The following is an 18,985-nucleotide window of genomic DNA, read 5'->3' on the forward strand; positions in this document are numbered from 1 at the left end:
TGATCAAGCGCCCGCCGCTCGCTGTGCGAGTACTTGCGGAGTGACGCTCATCGACCATCGTCGCAACGGTTCTCGACCGGTGCCCCGAAGCTGGAGCCAGCGCTGTTTACTCATGCTGCGACCCTGATCGCCCCCATTGCCGCGGACGCTCCGCCGGAGTTCCACGGACCCTCGATCGACGAGTTCTTCCCTGAGATCCTCTTCGAAGCCTTCGGCGTCATCCCGATCCACCGGATCCACCTGATCCAGTTCCTCGCGACGATCGCCGTGGTCGTGATCTTCTGGCTCGGCACGCGCCGCATGAAGGTCGTTCCCGGGCGCTTCCAGAGCCTCGTCGAGATGGGCCTGGACTTCGTCCGCGTCAACATCGGGGAGGACCTGCTCGGCAAGAAGGACGCCCAGCGCTTCCTTCCGATCCTCACGACGATGTTCTTCATGATCCTGTTCATGAACATCACGGGCATCATCCCGTTCCTGAACATCGCCGGAACCAGCATCATCGCCGTGCCGCTGACCCTCGCGATCGTGAGCTACGTCACGTTCATCTACGCCGGCATCAAGAAGAGCCCGAAGAACTTCTTCAAGAACTCGCTCTTCCCGTCGGGCGTGCCGTGGCCGATCTACATCATCGTGACGCCGATCGAGCTCATCTCGACCTTCATCATCCGGCCGGTCACGCTGACGCTGCGACTCCTGATGAACATGATGGTCGGCCACCTGCTGCTGGTCCTGTTCTTCGCCGCGACGCAGTTCTTCATCGTCGACCTCGGCGGCTGGTGGACGACGCTCGGCGCGGGCAGCCTCGCATTCGGCTTCGTCTTCACCCTGTTCGAAATCCTGGTGGCCGTCCTCCAGGCGTACGTCTTCGCCCTTCTCACCGCGGTCTACATCCAGCTCGCGGTCGCCGAAGAGCACTGATACGGGACGGCCGGAAGGCCGCCCACAACCGAAAGGAAACACCCCCGTGGACGCAACTACGGTTCTCGCAGAGGTCTCCGGCTCGATCGCGACCGTCGGATACGGTCTCGCCGCCATCGGCCCGGCCATCGGCGTGGGCATCGTCGTCGGCAAGACGATCGAGGGCGTGGCCCGTCAGCCCGAGCTTGCCGGGCGCCTGCAGGTGCTCATGTGGATCGGTATCGCCTTCACCGAGGCGCTCGCCTTCATCGGCATCGCGACCGGCTTCATCTTCGGCTTCTGATCCCGATAACCAGTCTTAAGGAGACAGGATGCTGAACGCTCTTGTCACGTACGCCGCGGAAGAGGGCGCCGAAGCGCACAACCCTCTGCTCCCCGCCTGGTACGACATCATCTGGTCGTCGGTGTGCTTCATCGTCATCCTCGTCATCTTCTGGAAGGTCGCCCTTCCCCGGATGAAGAAGCTGCTCGACGAGCGCTCAGCGGCGATCGAGGGCAACATCGCCAAGGCCGACGAGGCCCAGCGCAAGGCCGAGGCGGCGCTCGAGGAGTACACCGCTCAGCTCGCCGACGCGCGCAAGGAGGCCGGTGAGATCCGCGACGCCGCCCGCGAGGACGGCAAGAAGATCGTCGCCGAGGCCAAGGAGACCGCTGCGGTGGAAGCCACGCGTCTGACGACGACGGCACACGCCCAGATCGAAGCCGAGCGCCAGACGGCACTCGTGTCGCTGCGCAGCGAGGTGGGCACGCTCGCCCTCGACCTCGCCGGCGGCGTGATCGGCGAGTCGCTCTCCGACGACAAGAAGGCTCAGGCCGTTGTCGACCGCTTCCTCGCCGAGCTCGAAGAGTCCGAAGGGGCGAAGGCGTAATGGGCAGCGCGTCCACTCAGGCCCTGGCGGCGACGACGGCGGCGCTGCGCGCCGCGTCGGGCGTCGACCTCGACGTCGCCGGCGAGCTGTTCGCCGTCGCGCGCGCCGTGGGCGACTCGTCGCAGCTGAGCGGCGCGCTCGCCGACTCCGCCGCGCCGGCCGAGGCCCGCCGTCAGGCCGTCGCCGACGTGTTCGGCAAGACCGTGAAGCCCACGACGGCGTCGCTGCTGACGACCGCCGTCGACCAGCGCTGGTCCTCGTCCGACGATCTCATCGACGGCATCGAGGAGCTCGCGGTGCGGGCAGCGGCGGTCGCCGATGCGAACGCCGACGTCGAGGCCGAGCTGTTCGCCTTCGCGCGCACCGTGGCGGACAACCCCGAGCTCGAGCTCGCGCTGGGTCGCCGCCTGGGAGACTCGGCCGCCAAGGGCACGCTCGTCGAGTCGCTGCTGAAGGGTCGCGCGAGCGCGGGGGCGACGCTGATCGCGGCATCCCTCGTCCGCCAGCCCCGCGAGCGGCGCATTCGTCAGCTGCTGACGCGCGCGACGGACATCGTCGCCGACCAGCGCAACCGGGCCGTCGCGACGGTCGTGGCCGCAGCGCCCCTGAGCGCCGCGCAGAGCGAGCGACTCACCGCGGCGCTGTCCAAGCGGTATGGAACCCCGGTGTCGTTGAACACCATCGTGGACCCGACCGTCGTGGGCGGCGTGCGCGTGCAGATCGCGGACGACGTGATCGACGCGAGCGTGTCGGCGCGACTGGCCGACCTCCGTCAGCGGCTCGCCGGCTGACACAGACTTCCCGCACGGGGCCGAGACAGGAACCGCGCGGAGCTTTCGGGGCCGAGGCCCCATGAACGAAGGAAAACAATGGCAGATCTCTCTATCAGCCCCGACGTCATCCGTGACGCGCTGAAGGACTTCGTCGCCGCTTACGAGCCCACCGGGGCTGCGGCCACCGAGGTCGGCACCGTCGTCGACGCCGCGGACGGCATCGCCCACGTCGAGGGCCTGCCCGGTGTCATGGCGAACGAGCTCGTGACGTTCGGCGACGGCACGAGCGGCCTCGCGCTGAACCTCGACGAGCACGAGATCGGTGTCGTCGTCCTCGGCGAGTTCTCCGGTGTCGAGGCCGGCCAGCAGGTCACCCGCACCGGCGAGGTGCTCTCGGTCGCCGTCGGCGACGGCTACCTCGGCCGTGTCGTCGACCCGCTCGGCAACCCGATCGACGGACTCGGCGAGATCGCCACCGTCGGACGCCGCGCCCTCGAGCTCCAGGCGCCGGGCGTCATGCAGCGCAAGAGCGTGCACGAGCCGCTGCAGACCGGCATCAAGGCCATCGACGCGATGATCCCGGTCGGCCGCGGCCAGCGCCAGCTCATCATCGGCGACCGCCAGACCGGCAAGACCGCCATCGCGATCGACACGATCATCAACCAGAAGTCCAACTGGGAGTCCGGCGATGTCGACAAGCAGGTGCGCTGCATCTACGTCGCAATCGGCCAGAAGGGCTCGACGATCGCGGCCGTGAAGGGCGCACTCGAAGACGCCGGCGCGCTGGAGTACACGACCATCGTCGCGGCTCCCGCCTCCGACCCCGCCGGCTTCAAGTACCTCGCGCCGTACACCGGCTCGGCCATCGGCCAGCACTGGATGTACGAGGGCAAGCACGTCCTGATCATCTTCGACGACCTGTCCAAGCAGGCCGAGGCGTACCGCGCCGTGTCGCTCCTCCTCCGCCGCCCGCCGGGCCGCGAGGCCTACCCCGGCGACGTCTTCTACCTGCACTCGCGTCTGCTCGAGCGCTGCGCGAAGCTGTCCGACGAGCTCGGCGCCGGCTCGATGACGGGGCTGCCGATCATCGAGACCAAGGCGAACGACGTCTCGGCGTACATTCCGACCAACGTGATCTCGATCACCGACGGCCAGATCTTCCTGCAGTCCGACCTGTTCAACGCCAACCAGCGTCCCGCGGTCGACGTGGGCATCTCGGTGTCGCGCGTCGGCGGCGACGCCCAGGTGAAGTCGATCAAGAAGGTCTCCGGCACGCTCAAGCTCGAGCTCGCCCAGTACCGCTCGCTCGAGGCGTTCGCGATGTTCGCCTCCGACCTGGACGCCGCATCCCGTCGCCAGCTCGCCCGCGGTGCGCGCCTGACCGAGCTGCTCAAGCAGCCGCAGTACTCGCCGTACCCGGTCGAGGAGCAGGTCGTCTCGATCTGGGCCGGCACCAACGGCAAGCTCGACTCGATCGAGGTCGAGGACGTGCTGTCGTTCGAGCGCGAGCTGCTGGACTACCTGCGTCGCAACACGACGATCCTCGACACGCTGCGCGACACGAACGTCCTCGACGACGACACCGTCGCAGAGCTCACGAAGCGGACCGACGACTTCATCCTCGAGTTCCAGGCCGGCAAGGGCCAGGCCATCGGCAAGCCGGGCCACGAAGAGGTCGCGGTTGCCGAGGCGGACGACGTGAACCAGGAGAAGATCGTCAAGGGCCGCCGCTAAGGCGGGCCTGGGTCACAACCATGGGCGCACAACTCCGGGTCTACAAGCAGAAGATCAGTTCTGCTCAGACGACCAAGAAGATCACGAAGGCGATGGAACTCATCGCGGCTTCGCGCATCCAGAAGGCGATGGCGCGTGTGCGCGCGTCCTCGCCCTTCGCGCGGGCCGTGACGCGTGCCGTGTCCGCCGTGGCGACGCACTCCAACATCGACCACCCGCTGACCGTCGAACGCGAGACGATCCGCCGCTCCGCGGTCGTGATCTTCACGTCCGACCGGGGCCTGGCCGGCGCGTTCAACTCGCAGATCCTCCGCGAGGGCCTGGAGCTTGCTCAGCTGCTCCGGCAGCAGGGCAAGGAGCCGGTGTTCTACCTGATCGGGCGCAAGGCCGTCGGGTACTTCCAGTTCCGTCGCATGGAGAGCGCGGCCGAGTGGACGGGTGACACCGACACGCCGCACTTCACCACGGCCGAAGAGATCGCCGCCACCCTGCTCGACGCGTACGACCGCGGTGGCGACGAGAGCGGCGTCGACGAGATCCACCTCGTCTACAACCGCTTCGTCAGCATGATGACGCAGTCGCCCGAGACCGTGCGCCTGCTTCCGCTCGAGGTCGTCGAGGCCGAGGAGCAGTCGTCGGCGCAGGTGTACCCGCTCTACGAGTTCGAGCCGGACGCCGAGACCGTGCTCGACGCGCTGCTGCCGGTGTACATCCAGAGCCGCGTCTTCAACGCGCTGCTGCAGTCGTCGGCCGCCAAGCACGCCGCGACGCAGAAGGCGATGAAGTCCGCCAGCGACAACGCCGACAAGCTCATCACCGACTACACGCGCCTGCGCAACAACGCGCGCCAGGCCGAGATCACGCAGCAGATCGCCGAGATCGTCGGCGGCGCTGATGCCCTTTCCTCGGGCAAGTAGCGCGCATCAGACCACACGAAAGAGAAGAAGCCATGAGCCTCACCGCTGACAAGACCGAGACGGCGGTCGTCGGGCGCGTCGCCCGCGTCACCGGCCCCGTCGTCGACATCGAGTTCCCGCACGACTCGATCCCCGACATCTACAACGCGCTGAAGACGACGATCGTGATCGGCGACGAGTCGACCGAGATCACCCTCGAGGTCGCTCAGCACCTGGGCGACGACCTCGTCCGTGCCATCTCGCTGAAGCCGACCGACGGCATGGTCCGCGGCCAGGAGGTGCGCGACACCGGCGGCCCGATCACGGTCCCCGTCGGCGACGTGACCAAGGGCAAGGTGTTCAACGTCACGGGTGACGTGCTGAACGGCGTGCCGGGCGAGACCATCGAGGTCACCGAGCGCTGGGGGATCCACCGCAAGGCGCCCGCATTCGACCAGCTCGAGTCCAAGACCGAGATGTTCGAGACGGGCATCAAGAGCATCGACCTGCTCACCCCCTACGTCCAGGGTGGAAAGATCGGCCTCTTCGGCGGTGCGGGCGTCGGCAAGACGGTCCTCATCCAGGAGATGATCCAGCGCGTCGCGCAGGACCACGGCGGTGTGTCGGTGTTCGCCGGTGTCGGCGAGCGCACCCGTGAGGGCAACGACCTCATCGGCGAGATGGAGGAGGCGGGCGTCTTCGACAAGACCGCGCTCGTCTTCGGCCAGATGGACGAGCCGCCGGGGACGCGTCTGCGCGTCGCCCTGTCGGCCCTGACGATGGCGGAGTACTTCCGCGACGTGCAGAAGCAGGACGTGCTGCTCTTCATCGACAACATCTTCCGCTTTACGCAGGCCGGATCCGAGGTCTCGACGCTGCTCGGCCGCATGCCGTCCGCGGTGGGCTACCAGCCGAACCTCGCCGACGAGATGGGTGTGCTCCAGGAGCGCATCACTTCGACGCGCGGTCACTCGATCACCTCGCTGCAGGCGATCTACGTTCCCGCCGACGACTACACCGACCCGGCGCCGGCCACCACGTTCGCGCACCTCGACGCGACCACCGAGCTCTCGCGCGAGATCGCGTCGAAGGGTCTCTACCCGGCCATCGACCCGCTGACCTCGACGAGCCGCATCCTCGACCCGCGCTACATCGGCGAGGACCACTACCGCGTGGCCACCGCCGTGAAGCAGATCCTCCAGAAGAACAAGGAGCTGCAGGAGATCATCGCGATCCTCGGTGTCGACGAGCTCTCCGAAGAGGACAAGATCGTCGTCTCCCGCGCGCGCCGCATCCAGCAGTTCCTCTCGCAGAACACCTACATGGCGAAGAAGTTCACCGGTGTCGAGGGTTCGACGGTCCCGATCAAGGAGACCATCGAGTCGTTCGACGCCATCGTCAAGGGTGACTTCGACCACGTCGCCGAGCAGGCCTTCTTCAACGTCGGCGGCATCGCCGACGTCGAAGAGCAGTGGGCGCGCATCCAGAAGGAGAACGGCTGACATGCCGCTCAAGGTGAGCCTCGTCTCCGCGGACGCGGAGGTCTGGTCGGGTGAGGCGTCGCTCGTCGTCGCCAAGACCGTCGAGGGCGAGATCGGCTTCATGACCGGTCACGAGCCGGTGCTCGCGATCCTCGCCGAGGGTCAGGTGCGCATCACCGAGACCTCGGGCACCAAGATCGTCGCCAACGCTCAGGACGGCTTCCTGTCGATGGAAGGGGACGACCTCACGATCGTCGCCGGAAACGCTGCGCTGATCTCCTGATGAAGCTCGGTCGTTGAGCGAGGAGCGCAGCGACGAGACGAAACGCCCCGGCCCTCTGCGGAGGCCTGGGGCGTTTCGTCTCGCTTCGCTCGCTCAACGACCGGAAGTGGAACACGCATGCTGATCCTTCTCCCGCCGTCCGAGACGAAGCGGACGGGCGGCAGGCCGGCACCGCTCCACGTGGGCGGGCTGGCGCTGCCCCGGCTGACGCCGCAGCGCGAAGCGGTGATCGATGCGCTCGTGGACCTGTCCGCCGATGCGGACGAGGCCGCCCGCGTGCTCAAGCTGGGCCCCACCCAGCGGGGTGAGATCGCCGTGAACGCGGGACTGCGCGACGCCCCGACGATGGCCGCGATCGACCGCTACACCGGCGTGCTCTACGACGCGCTGGACGCGGCATCCGTCTCCACCGCCGGCCGTCGCTGGCTGGGCGCTCACGTGCTCGTGCATTCCGCGCCGTTCGGCCCGGTGGGCGCGCTCGACGCCATTCCCGCCTATCGGCTCGGCGCCTCGACGTCACTCCCGGGCATCGCGGCGCTGCGGCGTGTGTGGTCTGACCCGGTGACGGCGGCGGTCGAGGAACGGGCGCCGCGCTTCGTGCTCGACCTCCGCTCCGAGGCCTACGTCGCTCTCGGGCCGGTGCCGTCCGCCGCCGCCTCACGCTACGTCCGCGTCGTGAGCGAGGGCGCCGACGGAGCGGTCCGTGCGCTGAACCACTTCAACAAGCACGCGAAGGGCGCGCTCGTGCGCCGGCTCGCCGAGGAGCGCCCGCGCATTTCGTCGGCGGCGGGATTCGTCCGGTGGGCGGATGCCGCCGGCCTGCGCGTGCGCGAGTCCGGCGCGGGCGAGCTCGAGCTCTTCGCCTGAGCCCCGCTACACAGGCGTTCGCACGGCGGCGAACCTGTTGCGGCGGCGCAGCGCGAACCCGAGGCGCTCGTACGCCGCGATCGCGCCGGCGTTGGAGGCCGCGGCGTGGAGCAGTGCGCGGTCGCCGCGCTGCTGGATGTGGAAGGCGACGTCCAGTACCAGGCGGGAGGCGAGACCCTGCCGCCGGTGCTCGGCGTCGACGGCGACGGCGCTGATCTCCGTCCACCCTTCGGGGTGCAGGCGCTCACCCGCCATGGCGATGAGTCGCCCCTCGCGGCGGATGCCGACGTACCGGCCGAGCTCGTACGTGCGCGGCCGGAACGGCCCGGGCTGATTGCGTTCGACGATCGCCAGCATGTCGGCGGCGTCCTCGGCCCCGAGCAGGATCGCCTCGGCGTCGGGGCGGGTCTGCAGCGCGTCGGTCTCGACCAGCTGCACGCCCTCGCCCTGCCCGACCACCTCCCACCCGTCGGGAACCTCGCCGTCGTACCCCGACAGGCCGATCTCGGTGCCGGGACCCACGAGATCGACGAGTGCCGTCCAGACGCCGGGATCGTCCCAGGTGCGCACCGCGACGAACGGTGCGACATCCTCGGGGTAGCGACGGACCAGGTCGTCACCGATCGCGAACGAGGCGTGCGGGCCGGTCAGCGCGTGCCAGGGGGCGTTGTCGAGCACGGTGGCGCCGGCGTGGGGAGCATCGAGGGTCGTCGAGGGCGCGAGTTCAGGCATCCATCCACTCTGCCCCCGCGCTGCGGGAGCTGCAAAACGCAGCCCGTCACCGCGCGCAATGCGCGCGTATGCACCCGGCCGCGTCTCGCGCGGACCGGCAGATCCGCTCGTCAGCGCCGGGTGTGCTCGGCCGTGCGCTCAGTGTTCTCGGCGATCGCGATGAGGGCGACGACGGCCTCGATGACGAACCTCAGCAGGATGATCGCGAGGAAGGTGAGAACCGGCACGACGATGATCGTCGCGACCAGGCCGCTGATGCCGGCGCCGACGTCGAACCACATGATCGAGATGGCGCCGATGAGCCCGCTGACGAAATACACGATGAACCCGATGCCGATCGCGATCAGTCCCACGAAGTAGAACACGCTCGCGAGGCGGCGGGTGATGAAGGTGCGGAACGACAGGTCGAACAGTGCGGCGAAGAAGCCGTTGCCGACCTCGCTGCTTTCGCCCCGGACCGTCGGGACGCCGGTGTCGTCGGGGTCGGCGCCGCGCGCGGCATCTGCCGCCGACTGCGGGGGCAGCGGCGGGGGAGTGGGAGCGGACGGAGTCTGGTCGGTCATAGCGGCCCTTCGGTCGGCAGTTGCTGCTCAGGCTATCCACCGGCGCTCAAGGGGGCCATCCCCCGATATGACCTCAATGCTGACAGGCGGCTGAGAGCGTCGCTAGCATGTGTCCAGCGGAGCAGGGGCTCCGCGGACGCGCCCGACGCGTCCCGAATCGACTCTCTCGGAGGTCGCTGCACCATGACCATGGACTACAACGACGGCAGCGGGGCAGGGGCGCTCATCGCCTGGCTCGTCCTCGCGCCATTCTTCTTCCTGCTCGCGATCGCCGGATACGTCATCGGCTCCTGGTTCCTGATGAAGGTGTTCGACAAGGCGGGTGTGCAGGGGCGCTGGCGCGCGTGGGTGCCGGTGTACAACACCCTGATCTTCGTCAAGCTCGGCGACCTCAACCCGTGGTGGCTGCTGGCGCTGTGGGGCGGCGGGATCGTGCTCGGCTGGGTGCCGGTGCTCGGCTCCCTCATCGGCCTCGCCGCATTCCTCTACACCCTCCTGGCCGCCTGGCGCGTCGGGCTGAAGCTGCAGAAGGAGGCCGTCTGGCTCATCCTCTACTTCTTCCTCGCCATCGTCTGGCTCGGCATCAACGCGTTCGACCGCTCGCGCTGGAACACCGCGATCCCCGCGGCGCCGTGGGCGGGCAACTTCCTCGCCGACAAGACGGTGTGGTCGGGCATCCCGCCGCAGATGCCTGCCGGCGGCTACCCCGCCAACCCGGCCACCGCGCCCGGATACGGCGCCCCTGCCGGCTACCAGCCCCCGGCCGGCTACACCGCGCCGCCTGCGCCGCCCGCCGGGTACAGCGCGCCGCCTGCGCCGCCCGCTGGCTACACGCCGCCGCCCGCTGCTCCCGCCGCACCGGCTGCTCCCGTGCCGCCGCCGGCCGCGCCGCCGGCCGCTGCCGAGCCTCCCGTGGCGCCGGCGTCGGCACCCGAGGCGCCCGCGGCACCTGAGCCGCCGGCGACCGAGCCGCCCGCTCCGGAGGCTCCGAAGCAGTAAGCACTTCCGACGGCCCCTCGTCGCACGGCGAGGGGCTGTCGTGCGCGTGCGGGTGCGGCCGCGCATCCCGTGGACGCGCACTGGAGCGGGAGACGACGACAGCGGCGGAGCAGCATCCGCGAGCGGGGATAACGTGGACGTATGACCTCCACTGTTCCCCTGCGGCGCGTCGGCGCGTCCGGCATGCTCGCCTCCGCTGTCGGCCTCGGCTGCAACAACTTCGGCCGCGAAGGCACGCGCACCGAGACCCTCGAGGGCACGCGCGCGGTGCTGGATGCCGCGATCGACGCGGGTGTGACGTTCCTCGACACGGCCGACATGTACGGCGGCGAGCCGGGTCAGTCCGAGACGCTCATGGGCGAGGCGCTCCGCGGGCGTCGCGATCAGGTGACGCTGGCCACCAAGTTCGGGCACCCCGGCCGCGACATGGGGTATCCGCCGTCGGGCGCCAAGGGCTCGCGGTCGTACGTGCGACGCGCGGTGGAGGCATCCCTCACGCGCCTGCAGACGGACTGGATCGATCTGTACCAGCTGCACGTGCCCGACAACGACACGCCCATCGAAGAGACGCTCGACGCGCTGGCTGACCTGGTGCGCGAGGGGAAGGTGCGCTACATCGGGCACTCGAACTTCTCGGGGTGGCAGATCGCCGAGGCGCACTTCACCGCGCTCATGCGCCACGGCGTGCCGTTCGTCTCGTCGCAGAACCAGTACAGCCTGCTCTCGCGCGACGCCGAGCGGAACGTGCTGCGGGCCGTCGAGCGCTACCGCCTCGGCTTCTTCCCGTACTTTCCGCTGCACAACGGGCTGCTCACCGGCAAGTTCACGCGGGATGCCGCGCCGGCTGACACCCGCATCATCCGGCAGCGGCGGCACATCTACGACGACGCGCCGTGGGACGCTCTCGAGGCCTTCCAGAAGTTCTGCGACGAGCGCGGCATCACCATGCTCGAGGCCACCTTCGGATGGCTGCTGTCGCACCCCGCGCTCTCGAGCGTCATCGCCGGCGCGACGACGCCCGAGCAGGTCCGGGCGAACGCGGCAGCGGCGTCGGCGTGGACGCCGTCGGAGGCCGATCTCGCGACGATCGACGGCCTGTTCCCGCCGCCGGAGACCGCGGCCTGACGGTCTCGCGCACGCCTGGGGGCGAGTTCGCCCACGGCGTACGCCACGGCTTGTCGCTGCAGCGGACCCAGGCGTAGCGTCACTTCTCGTGCGCGGTCCGCGGGAGCGGACGGGTTCCGCGCGCCGAAAGGACCGTCGTGCTCGGGAAGCTCCTGGTTCGGTATCTCAGCCCGGCATGGCCGCTCATCGTGGCCGTCGTCGTGTTCCAGCTCGCGCAGTCGATCGCATCGCTGTGGCTGCCGACGCTCAACGCCGACATCATCGACAACGGCGTCGTGACCGGCGACATCCCCTACATCTGGTCGACCGGCGGCTTCATGCTGATCGTCAGCCTTGTGCAGGTCGTGTGCGCGATCATCGCGGTGTACTTCGGCTCTCGGCTGGCGATGGGAATGGGCCGCGACCTGCGCGGCGATCTCTTCCATCGCGTCGTCGCGTTCTCGCAGCGCGAGGTGGGGCAGTTCGGCGCGCCGTCGCTCATCACCCGCAACACCAACGACGTGCAGCAGGTGCAGATGCTGGCGCAGGTGTCGGCGACGCTGATGATCTCCGCGCCGATGCTCGCGATCGGCGGCGTGATCCTGGCGGTCAGCCAGGACGTCGGCCTGTCGTGGCTGATGGCGGTGGCCATCCCGGTGCTGCTCATCATCGTCGGGCTGATCGTGTGGCGCATGGTGCCCGCGTTCACCCAGATGCAGAAGCGGATCGACCGCGTGAACCAGATCATGCGCGAGCAGCTCACCGGCATCCGCGTGGTGCGCGCGTTCGTGCGCGAGCGTCAGGAGCGTGCGCGCTTCGAGCGCGCCAGCGACGACGTCAAGGACACGGCGCTGCGCGCCGGCAACCTGATGGCCCTGATGTTCCCCGCCGTCATGCTGGTCATGAACCTCTCGAGCGTCGCGGTCATCTGGTTCGGCGCCTTCCAGGTGCAGAACAGCGGCGTGCAGATCGGCACGCTGTTCGCCTTCCTCACCTACCTGATGCAGATCCTCATGGGCGTCATGATGGCGACGTTCATGTTCGTCATGATCCCGCGTGCCGCCGTCTGCGCGAACCGCATCGGCGAGGTGCTCGAGGCCGAGGCCTCGGTGTCGGCACCGGCGGTGGCGGCATCGGCTCCCGCTCCCGAAGGACGGATCGAGTTCGACCACGTCGACTTCGCCTACCCGGGCGCCGAGGACGCGGTCCTGCACGATCTGACGTTCACGATCGAGCCCGGCACGACGACGGCGGTCATCGGCTCGACCGGTGCGGGCAAGACGACCCTGATCAGTCTCGTACCGCGCCTGTTCGACGTCACGGCGGGCAGCGTCCGCATCGACGGCGTCGATGTGCGCGACTACGACCCCGACGAGCTGTGGACGCGCGTCGGACTCGTGCCGCAGCGCGCCTTCCTGTTCTCAGGCACCATCGCGTCGAACCTGCGCTACGGCGACCATGACGCGACCGACGAGCAGCTGTGGAACGCGCTCGAGCTCGCCCAGGCGGCCGACTTCGTCCGGGCGATGCCCGACGGCCTCGAGGCGCAGATCGCTCAGGGCGGCTTGAACGTCTCGGGCGGGCAGCGGCAGCGGCTCGCGATCACGCGAGCACTCGTGAAACGCCCCGAGGCCTACATCTTCGACGACTCCTTCTCAGCTCTCGATCTGCGGACGGATGCCGAACTCCGGCGAGCGCTGGACACGCACCTGCCCGACGCGACCAGGCTCGTCGTCGCGCAGCGCGTGTCGACCATCCAGCACGCCGATCAGATCGTCGTGCTCGACCACGGACGCATCGTCGGCATCGGCCGGCACGACGACCTCGTCGAGACGTGCGACACGTACCGCGAGATCGTCGAATCCCAGCTCGCGGCGGAGGCGGCAGCATGAGCAGCGCGCAGAACTCGCGGCCGGCTCCGGTCGGGCCGCGCGGCGGTCCCTTCGGCGGCGCCGGCGCGCCGGCGGCGAAGGCCGACAACTTCGGACCGAGCGCCAAGCGCCTTCTCGGCACCCTGCGCTCGGAGATGCCGCGGCTCATCGTCGTGCTCGTGTTCAGCATCCTGTCGGTCACCCTGTCGGTGATCGGCCCGAAGCTGCTCGGCGAAGGCACCAACGTCGTCTTCGCCGGCTTCATCTCGCTGCAGGTGCCGGAGGGGGCGACCCAGCAGCAGGTGGTCGATCAGCTCGCGGCCTCGGGCAACCAGGACCAGGCGAACATGATCGCCGCGATGGACTTCGTCCCGGGCGCCGGCATCGACTTCCATCAGCTGGCGCGCATCCTCGCGCTCGTGCTCGCCGTCTACGTCTTCTCGAGCATCTTCGGATGGCTCCAGGCGCGCATCCTCAACGGAGTGGTGCAGCGCTCGATGCATCGCCTGCGCCTGCAGGTCGAAGACAAGGTGCACCGCCTGCCGCTGTCGTACTTCGACCGCGTGCAGCGCGGCGAGCTGCTCAGCCGCGTGACGAACGACGTCGACAACATCGGGCAGACGATGCAGCAGACGCTGTCGCAGGTCGTCATCTCGCTGCTGACCGTGATCGGCGTGCTGACGATGATGTTCATCATCTCGCCGCTGCTGGCCGTCATCGCCCTGGTCACGATCCCGCTGACGATCCTCATCACGGTGCTCGTCGCCCGACGCTCGCAGAAGCTCTTCGTGCAGCAGTGGAAGACGACCGGCGTGCTCAACGCCCGCGTCGAGGAGACGTTCTCGGGCCACTCGATCGTGAAGGTGTTCGGCCACCAGAAGGAGGTCGAGTCCGACTTCCGTACCGAGAACGAGGAGCTGTACCGCAACAGCTTCGGCGCGCAGTTCCTGTCGGGCGTGATCATGCCCGCCATGATGTTCATCGGCAACCTCGTGTACGTCGCGATCGCCGTCGTCGGCGGCCTGCAGGTGGCCGCAGGACTGCTGTCGATCGGCGACGTCCAGGCGTTCATCCAGTACTCGCGCCAGTTCACGCAGCCGCTCAGCCAGCTCGGCTCCATGGCGAACCTGCTGCAGTCCGGCGTCGCGAGCGCCGAGCGGGTGTTCGAACTGCTCGACGAAGACGAGCAGACGCCCGATGACGACCCCGCCGAGACGGCGCCCGAAGAGGCCAGCCGCCTCGAGTTCGAAGACGTCTCGTTCCGCTACGTCGCCGACAAGCCGCTCATCGACGGCCTGACTCTCGCCGCACGGCCGGGGAGCACGGTTGCGATCGTCGGCCCGACCGGTGCCGGCAAGACGACCCTCGTGAACCTCATCATGCGCTTCTACGACGTCGATTCGGGATCCATCACGCTCGACGGCGTAGACACCCGCCGCATGACGCGCGACGACCTGCGTGCGCGCACGGGCATGGTGCTGCAGGACACGTGGCTCTTCTCGGGCACCATCCGCGAGAACATCGCCTACGGACGCCCCGAGGCCTCGGAGGAGGAGATCGTCGCCGCGGCGACGGCCGCCTATGTCGACCGCTTCGTGCACGCGCTGCCCGAGGGCTACGACACGGTGCTCGACGACGAGGCGACGAGCCTGAGCGTGGGGGAGCGGCAGCTCATCACCATCGCGCGCGCGTTCCTGGCCGATCCGCGCATCCTCATCCTCGATGAGGCGACCTCGTCGGTCGACACCCGCACCGAGCTGCTGATCCAGCGTGCGATGTCGCGACTCCGCGAGGACCGCACGGCCTTCGTCATCGCCCACCGGCTGTCCACGATCCGGGATGCCGACCTCATCCTCGTGATGGAGAACGGCGCGATCGTCGAGCAGGGTTCTCACACCGAGCTGCTGGCGGTGAAGGGCGCCTACTGGCGGCTGTACAACGCCCAGTTCGAAGGCGCGGCGGAAGATGAGGACCTGGTGCCGGTGTCGACCGTGCCTCTGGCGGCCCCGCCGACCACGGCGCAGATCGTGGTGGAAGCGCTCGCCGAGTCCGAGGACGCCGTGGAGTAACCCACTAGTATGTGAGGACGCGGGGCGAAGGGTCACCGTGCAGCGGACGGGGAGGACACGGCGTGCCGGAGCTTTCCACCGAGTCTCTCGCCGTTCCGGTGCCTGGCGGCGTGCTGGAGCTCTCGTGGGCCGCCGTGACCGACACCGGTCGCCGCCGCGAGGTGAACCAGGACGCGATGTTCGCCTCGTATCCGCTCTTCGTCGTCGCGGACGGCATGGGCGGACACGTCGGCGGTGAGATCGCCAGCGCGAGCACCATCGAACGCCTCCGCGCGGTCGCCGACAGCGGCCATGTGTCGACGAAGACGATCGAGAAGGCGCTGGCGCGCGCGGTCAAGGACATCGGGTCGCACCCCGAGGCCACCGACGACGGCACCGGCACCACGGTCACCGGCGTGTTCCTCGACACGACGGGCGACGCGGCGCATTGGGTGACGCTCAACATCGGGGACTCGCGGGTGTACCTGCTGCGCGACGGCGCGATCGTGCAGATCACGACCGACCACTCGGTCGTGCAGGAGCTGGTCGCCGCCGGCCGCCTCAGCCCCGAAGAGGCCGAGAACCACCCCTACGGCAACGTCATCACACGCGCCGTCGGCCCGAGCGAGGGCGTCACGCCCGACTACGTCCGGCTGGACGTGGCGGAGGGGGATCGCTTCGTCATCTGCTCGGACGGGTTGACCAAAGAGTTGACCGACTACGGCATCCGTCACTTCCTCGACGAGAACGCGGATCCCGCCGACGCCGCATCGGCGATGCTCGAGGCCGCACTCGAGAACGGCGGGCGCGACAACATCACGGTCATCGTGCTCGACGTCGGCCATCCTGCGGAGGCTTCCTCCGACGATGGATCGTCGGATGACGACTCCTCCCCAGCCGCGGAGTGAGCCAGGGGATCCACAGATCCCCGTCCTCGTCGTCCACGACAGCCCCGTGCCCGATGGACTGGGTCCATGCGCTCGACCGCTCCCTCACCCCTCGATGCGGGCATCCTCCACGACGAGCCGCTGACGCTTCCCCCCGCGTGGCGCCCGCCCGCGCGTGCGCCGCTGCCCCTCGTGGCGGCGGTCGTGCCGGTCATCGGCGCCGTGGCGCTCTGGCTGGTCACCGGCTCGGTGTTCACGCTCTGGTTCGCGCTGCTCGGGCCGGTGATCGCGGCGGCGACCGTTCTCGATGCGCGCCGGGCAGCTCGGAAGGACGGCAGGCGCGCGTCCGCCGACGCCGCCCGCGCTCGAGACGAGGTCGCATCGGCGGTCGCCGCACGCCATGCGCATGAGCGCGCCCAGCTGTGGGGCCGGCATCCCGACGTCGCCCGCCTCGCCGCGCGCGACGACATCTGGCGGGGTGCTCGTGCCGCGTCGATCGTGGTCGGCACGGGCGAGCGCGTCAGCGTCGTGCGCGTGACCGGTGGCGACGGGGATCCGGATGCCGCAGAGCTGCGTCGTCGTGCGGCTCGGGTCGCCGGGGCGCCTGTCACCCTTCCTCTCGACGCGGGGATCGCGATCGTCGGGGGCGAAACGCTCGCCGCCGCGGTGCAGCGGTCGCTGGTGCTGCAGCTGTGCCTGATGCTGCCACCGGGCGACCTGCGCATCGTCGGCGCGCTCGGCGAGGGTCTCGACTGGATGGAGGCGCTGCCGCACCGCGGCGCGCGGAGCGGACTGGCGGTCGCTGCGATCGCTCCGGGCGAGCTGGTGCCGGCGGATGCGGACGTCGCGATCGCCAGATGCCGGCCCGGTGAGCCGCTGCCGCCGCGGTGCCAGGCCCTCCTGGTCGTCACCTCGCCCGGCGTCGCGCTTCTCGAGCACGCGGGTGAGGCGGTGCCGGTGGGGATCGAGGCTGTCGCGCGGGAGCAGGCGGAGGAGATCGCCCGCGACCTCACCGCCCGGGCCGAGCGCAGCCTCGGCCTGCAGCGCGACGGCGGCGAGCCGCTCGCGCTGGCGCCGCTGCTGGCAGCGGCGCCAGCGACGACGAGAGGGCTCCCCGCGGCGATCGGCGTGGCCGGCGGTCAGACCGCTGTCGTCGACCTCGTTGCCGACGGGCCCCACGCCGTCGTCGCGGGCGTGACGGGCGCGGGCAAGAGCGAGCTGCTCATCACATGGATCCTCGCGCTGTGCGCGACGCGGACCACCGACGAGGTGACGTTCCTGCTCGCCGACTTCAAGGGCGGCACCGCCTTCGACGGCCTCGCCGGCGTGCCCCACGTCACCGGCGTGATCACCGATCTCGACGGCTCGGGCGCGCGGCGCGCCATCGAGAGCCTCCGCGCCGAACTCCGCCGCCGCGAGGCGGCCATCGCCGCAGCAGGGGCCCGTGATGTAGGGGATCCGCGCGTGCGGCTCCCGCGGCTCGTCGTGGTGGTCGACGAATTCGCCGCGCTGCTGGCGGATCATCCCGAACTTCACGGGCTCTTCGCCGACATCGCCGCCCGGGGCCGGGCCCTGGGCATCCACCTCATCCTGGGCACGCAGCGCGCCGCGGGCGTGATCCGCGACAACCTGCTCGCGAACTGCCCGCTGCGGGTCAGCCTGCGTGTGACCGATCCCGCCGATAGCCGGACGCTGCTCGGCACCGACGACGCGGCTCTGCTTCCCGGCGATGCCGCGGGCCGGGGACTCGCGTTCCTGCGTCGTGCGGGCGACACGGCGCCACAGCAGGTACGGATCGCGCTGTCGGGTGCCGACGACGTCGCGGCCGCTGCGCTGCGGACCGGGCACCGGCCACCCAGCCGCCCCTGGCTGCCGGAGCTGCCCGTGCGGTTGTCGATCGACGAGCTCGCCGTCCGTGCGAGCGCCGAGCGCAGCGCGCCAGGCGCGGGAGTCGCGATCCTCGGGCTGGCGGACGAACCGGAGCGTCAGCGGCAGCCGGTGGTGGCCGTCGGCCCGGCCGACCGGGCGATCCTCGTGCTGGGCGGGCCGGGAAGCGGCGTCTCCAACGTCCTCGAGGTCATCGCGGCCCAGGCGCGGGAGTCGACCATCCGCGTGCCGGCGCATCCCGAGCTCATGTGGGACGCCGTCGCCGCTCTCCACGACGCGCTGCCACCGGCGGGCACTGCCGTGCTCATCGACGACCTCGACGCCGTGGCGCTGCGTCTGCCGCCGGAATACGCGCACTCCGTCCTCGAGCGTGTGGAGAGCCTCGTCCGCCGTGCCGCGGGCGCCGGGGTGCTCGTCGTGGCGGGTGCGCACCGCATGACCGGTCCGGTGTCGAGGGTCGCCGAGCTCTTCGCACGGCGACTCGTGCTGCCGTATCCCACTCGCGTCGACCATGCCGCGGCCGGCGGCGATCCGTCGGCGTTCGACCGGTCGGCCCCTCCCGGTCGGGGGCGTCTCGACGGGCGCACGGTACAGGTCGCCCTGGCGCGGGCGACGTCGGCGGAGCCCCACCCGGCGGACGCGTGGTGGATGCCGACGGCGCGGCTCACCGGTGTCGTCGCCCGCCGGTCGCCGGCCGGCCGGCGGGCCCTCGCCGCCTGGGAGGACCACGGCGTGCGTGTGCGCGAGGTCGACGACCATGTGGACGATCCGGCCGCCGTGGCGGAAGGGCGTGTCGTGCTCGTGGGGGAGCCCGACGACTGGCAGCGGCACTGGCGGCTGCTGGCGGACGTGCGCGGCGACCACGACCTGGTGGTTGACACGTCGTGCGCACCCGAGCTGCGCGTGCTGGCCGGATTCCGCGGCGTGCCGCCGTACTGCGAGCCGGGATCCGGGCGTGCGTGGCTGATCTCGTCCGGAGCGGACCCCGTCCGCATTGTCCTTCCCGTCGGCGATGTCCGGCCGAACCGTCGGAGCGGTGTATTGACCGGCCCTTCCCGCACGCCATAGCGTCG

Annotated in this window: 17 protein-coding genes; 15 read left to right on the top strand and 2 right to left on the bottom strand. The window is 69.8% G+C overall.

The genetic code is table 11. The features are described from left to right. Nucleotides 1-123 precede the first annotated feature (123 nt). From atpB to MRBLWS13_RS19385, 9 genes are all read left to right on the top strand, one after another. On the top strand, nt 124-918 hold the full coding sequence (gene atpB / locus MRBLWS13_RS19345; RefSeq protein ID WP_349429114.1) for a F0F1 ATP synthase subunit A: 795 nt from the start codon (nt 124-126) through the stop codon (nt 916-918). Nucleotides 919-964: 46 nt separating this feature from the next. Then, complete coding sequence (atpE, locus tag MRBLWS13_RS19350; RefSeq protein WP_159845304.1) at nt 965-1,201, top strand: ATP synthase F0 subunit C; 237 nt, start codon at nt 965-967, stop codon at nt 1,199-1,201. A 28-nt stretch (nt 1,202-1,229) separates the two neighbouring features. Continuing rightward, nucleotides 1,230-1,787, top strand: coding sequence for a F0F1 ATP synthase subunit B (locus tag MRBLWS13_RS19355; RefSeq protein WP_349426939.1), 558 nt, complete (start codon nt 1,230-1,232; stop codon nt 1,785-1,787). After that, nucleotides 1,787-2,578, top strand: coding sequence for a F0F1 ATP synthase subunit delta (locus tag MRBLWS13_RS19360; protein ID WP_349426940.1), 792 nt, complete (start codon nt 1,787-1,789; stop codon nt 2,576-2,578). Before MRBLWS13_RS19355 ends, MRBLWS13_RS19360 begins: the two co-directional genes overlap by 1 nt. Before the next feature lie 78 nt (nt 2,579-2,656). Then, nucleotides 2,657-4,294 carry a F0F1 ATP synthase subunit alpha gene (gene atpA, locus MRBLWS13_RS19365; protein ID WP_349426941.1) on the top strand — a complete coding sequence of 546 codons (1,638 nt, stop codon included), beginning with the start codon at nt 2,657-2,659 and terminating at the stop codon, nt 4,292-4,294. A gap of 20 nt (nt 4,295-4,314) precedes the next feature. After that, complete coding sequence (locus MRBLWS13_RS19370) at nt 4,315-5,211, top strand: F0F1 ATP synthase subunit gamma (RefSeq protein WP_331912938.1); 897 nt, start codon at nt 4,315-4,317, stop codon at nt 5,209-5,211. Between the two features lie 32 nt (nt 5,212-5,243). Further along, on the top strand, nt 5,244-6,692 hold the full coding sequence (gene atpD, locus MRBLWS13_RS19375) for a F0F1 ATP synthase subunit beta (protein WP_349426942.1): 1,449 nt from the start codon (nt 5,244-5,246) through the stop codon (nt 6,690-6,692). A gap of 1 nt (nt 6,693) precedes the next feature. Further along, complete coding sequence (locus MRBLWS13_RS19380) at nt 6,694-6,954, top strand: F0F1 ATP synthase subunit epsilon (protein ID WP_308868467.1); 261 nt, start codon at nt 6,694-6,696, stop codon at nt 6,952-6,954. Nucleotides 6,955-7,071: 117 nt separating this feature from the next. Then, the gene (locus MRBLWS13_RS19385; RefSeq protein ID WP_349426943.1) at nt 7,072-7,821 is read left to right on the top strand and encodes a peroxide stress protein YaaA; all 750 of its coding nucleotides are present in this window, start codon (nt 7,072-7,074) and stop codon (nt 7,819-7,821) included. A 6-nt stretch (nt 7,822-7,827) separates the two neighbouring features. Here MRBLWS13_RS19385 and MRBLWS13_RS19390 read toward each other — a convergent pair whose 3' ends face one another. Both MRBLWS13_RS19390 and MRBLWS13_RS19395 read right to left on the bottom strand, forming a co-directional pair. Further along, nucleotides 7,828-8,553, bottom strand: coding sequence for a GNAT family N-acetyltransferase (locus MRBLWS13_RS19390; RefSeq protein ID WP_349426944.1), 726 nt, complete (start codon nt 8,551-8,553; stop codon nt 7,828-7,830). Nucleotides 8,554-8,663: 110 nt separating this feature from the next. Continuing rightward, complete coding sequence (locus MRBLWS13_RS19395) at nt 8,664-9,116, bottom strand: DUF4282 domain-containing protein (RefSeq protein ID WP_349426945.1); 453 nt, start codon at nt 9,114-9,116, stop codon at nt 8,664-8,666. A gap of 183 nt (nt 9,117-9,299) precedes the next feature. On the opposite strand from MRBLWS13_RS19395, the gene MRBLWS13_RS19400 reads away from it, so the two are divergent. From MRBLWS13_RS19400 to MRBLWS13_RS19425, 6 genes are all read left to right on the top strand, one after another. Next, nucleotides 9,300-10,115, top strand: coding sequence for a large exoprotein (locus tag MRBLWS13_RS19400; protein ID WP_349426946.1), 816 nt, complete (start codon nt 9,300-9,302; stop codon nt 10,113-10,115). A 141-nt stretch (nt 10,116-10,256) separates the two neighbouring features. Continuing rightward, complete coding sequence (locus MRBLWS13_RS19405; RefSeq protein WP_349426947.1) at nt 10,257-11,240, top strand: aldo/keto reductase; 984 nt, start codon at nt 10,257-10,259, stop codon at nt 11,238-11,240. A gap of 137 nt (nt 11,241-11,377) precedes the next feature. Continuing rightward, nucleotides 11,378-13,111, top strand: a complete 1,734-nt coding sequence (locus tag MRBLWS13_RS19410; RefSeq protein ID WP_349426948.1) for an ABC transporter ATP-binding protein — start codon at nt 11,378-11,380, stop codon at nt 13,109-13,111. Next, complete coding sequence (locus MRBLWS13_RS19415; protein ID WP_349426950.1) at nt 13,108-15,159, top strand: ABC transporter ATP-binding protein; 2,052 nt, start codon at nt 13,108-13,110, stop codon at nt 15,157-15,159. Before MRBLWS13_RS19410 ends, MRBLWS13_RS19415 begins: the two co-directional genes overlap by 4 nt. Nucleotides 15,160-15,221: 62 nt before the next feature. Further along, nucleotides 15,222-16,046, top strand: a complete 825-nt coding sequence (locus tag MRBLWS13_RS19420; RefSeq protein ID WP_349426951.1) for a protein phosphatase 2C domain-containing protein — start codon at nt 15,222-15,224, stop codon at nt 16,044-16,046. Between the two features lie 66 nt (nt 16,047-16,112). Then, a complete protein-coding gene (locus MRBLWS13_RS19425; RefSeq protein WP_349426952.1) occupies nt 16,113-18,980 on the top strand; it encodes an FtsK/SpoIIIE domain-containing protein in 2,868 nt (955 codons plus the stop codon). The last annotated feature ends 5 nt before the right edge of the window (nt 18,981-18,985 follow it).

This window comes from Microbacterium sp. LWS13-1.2, from assembly GCF_040144835.1.
Taxonomy (GTDB): domain Bacteria; phylum Actinomycetota; class Actinomycetes; order Actinomycetales; family Microbacteriaceae; genus Microbacterium.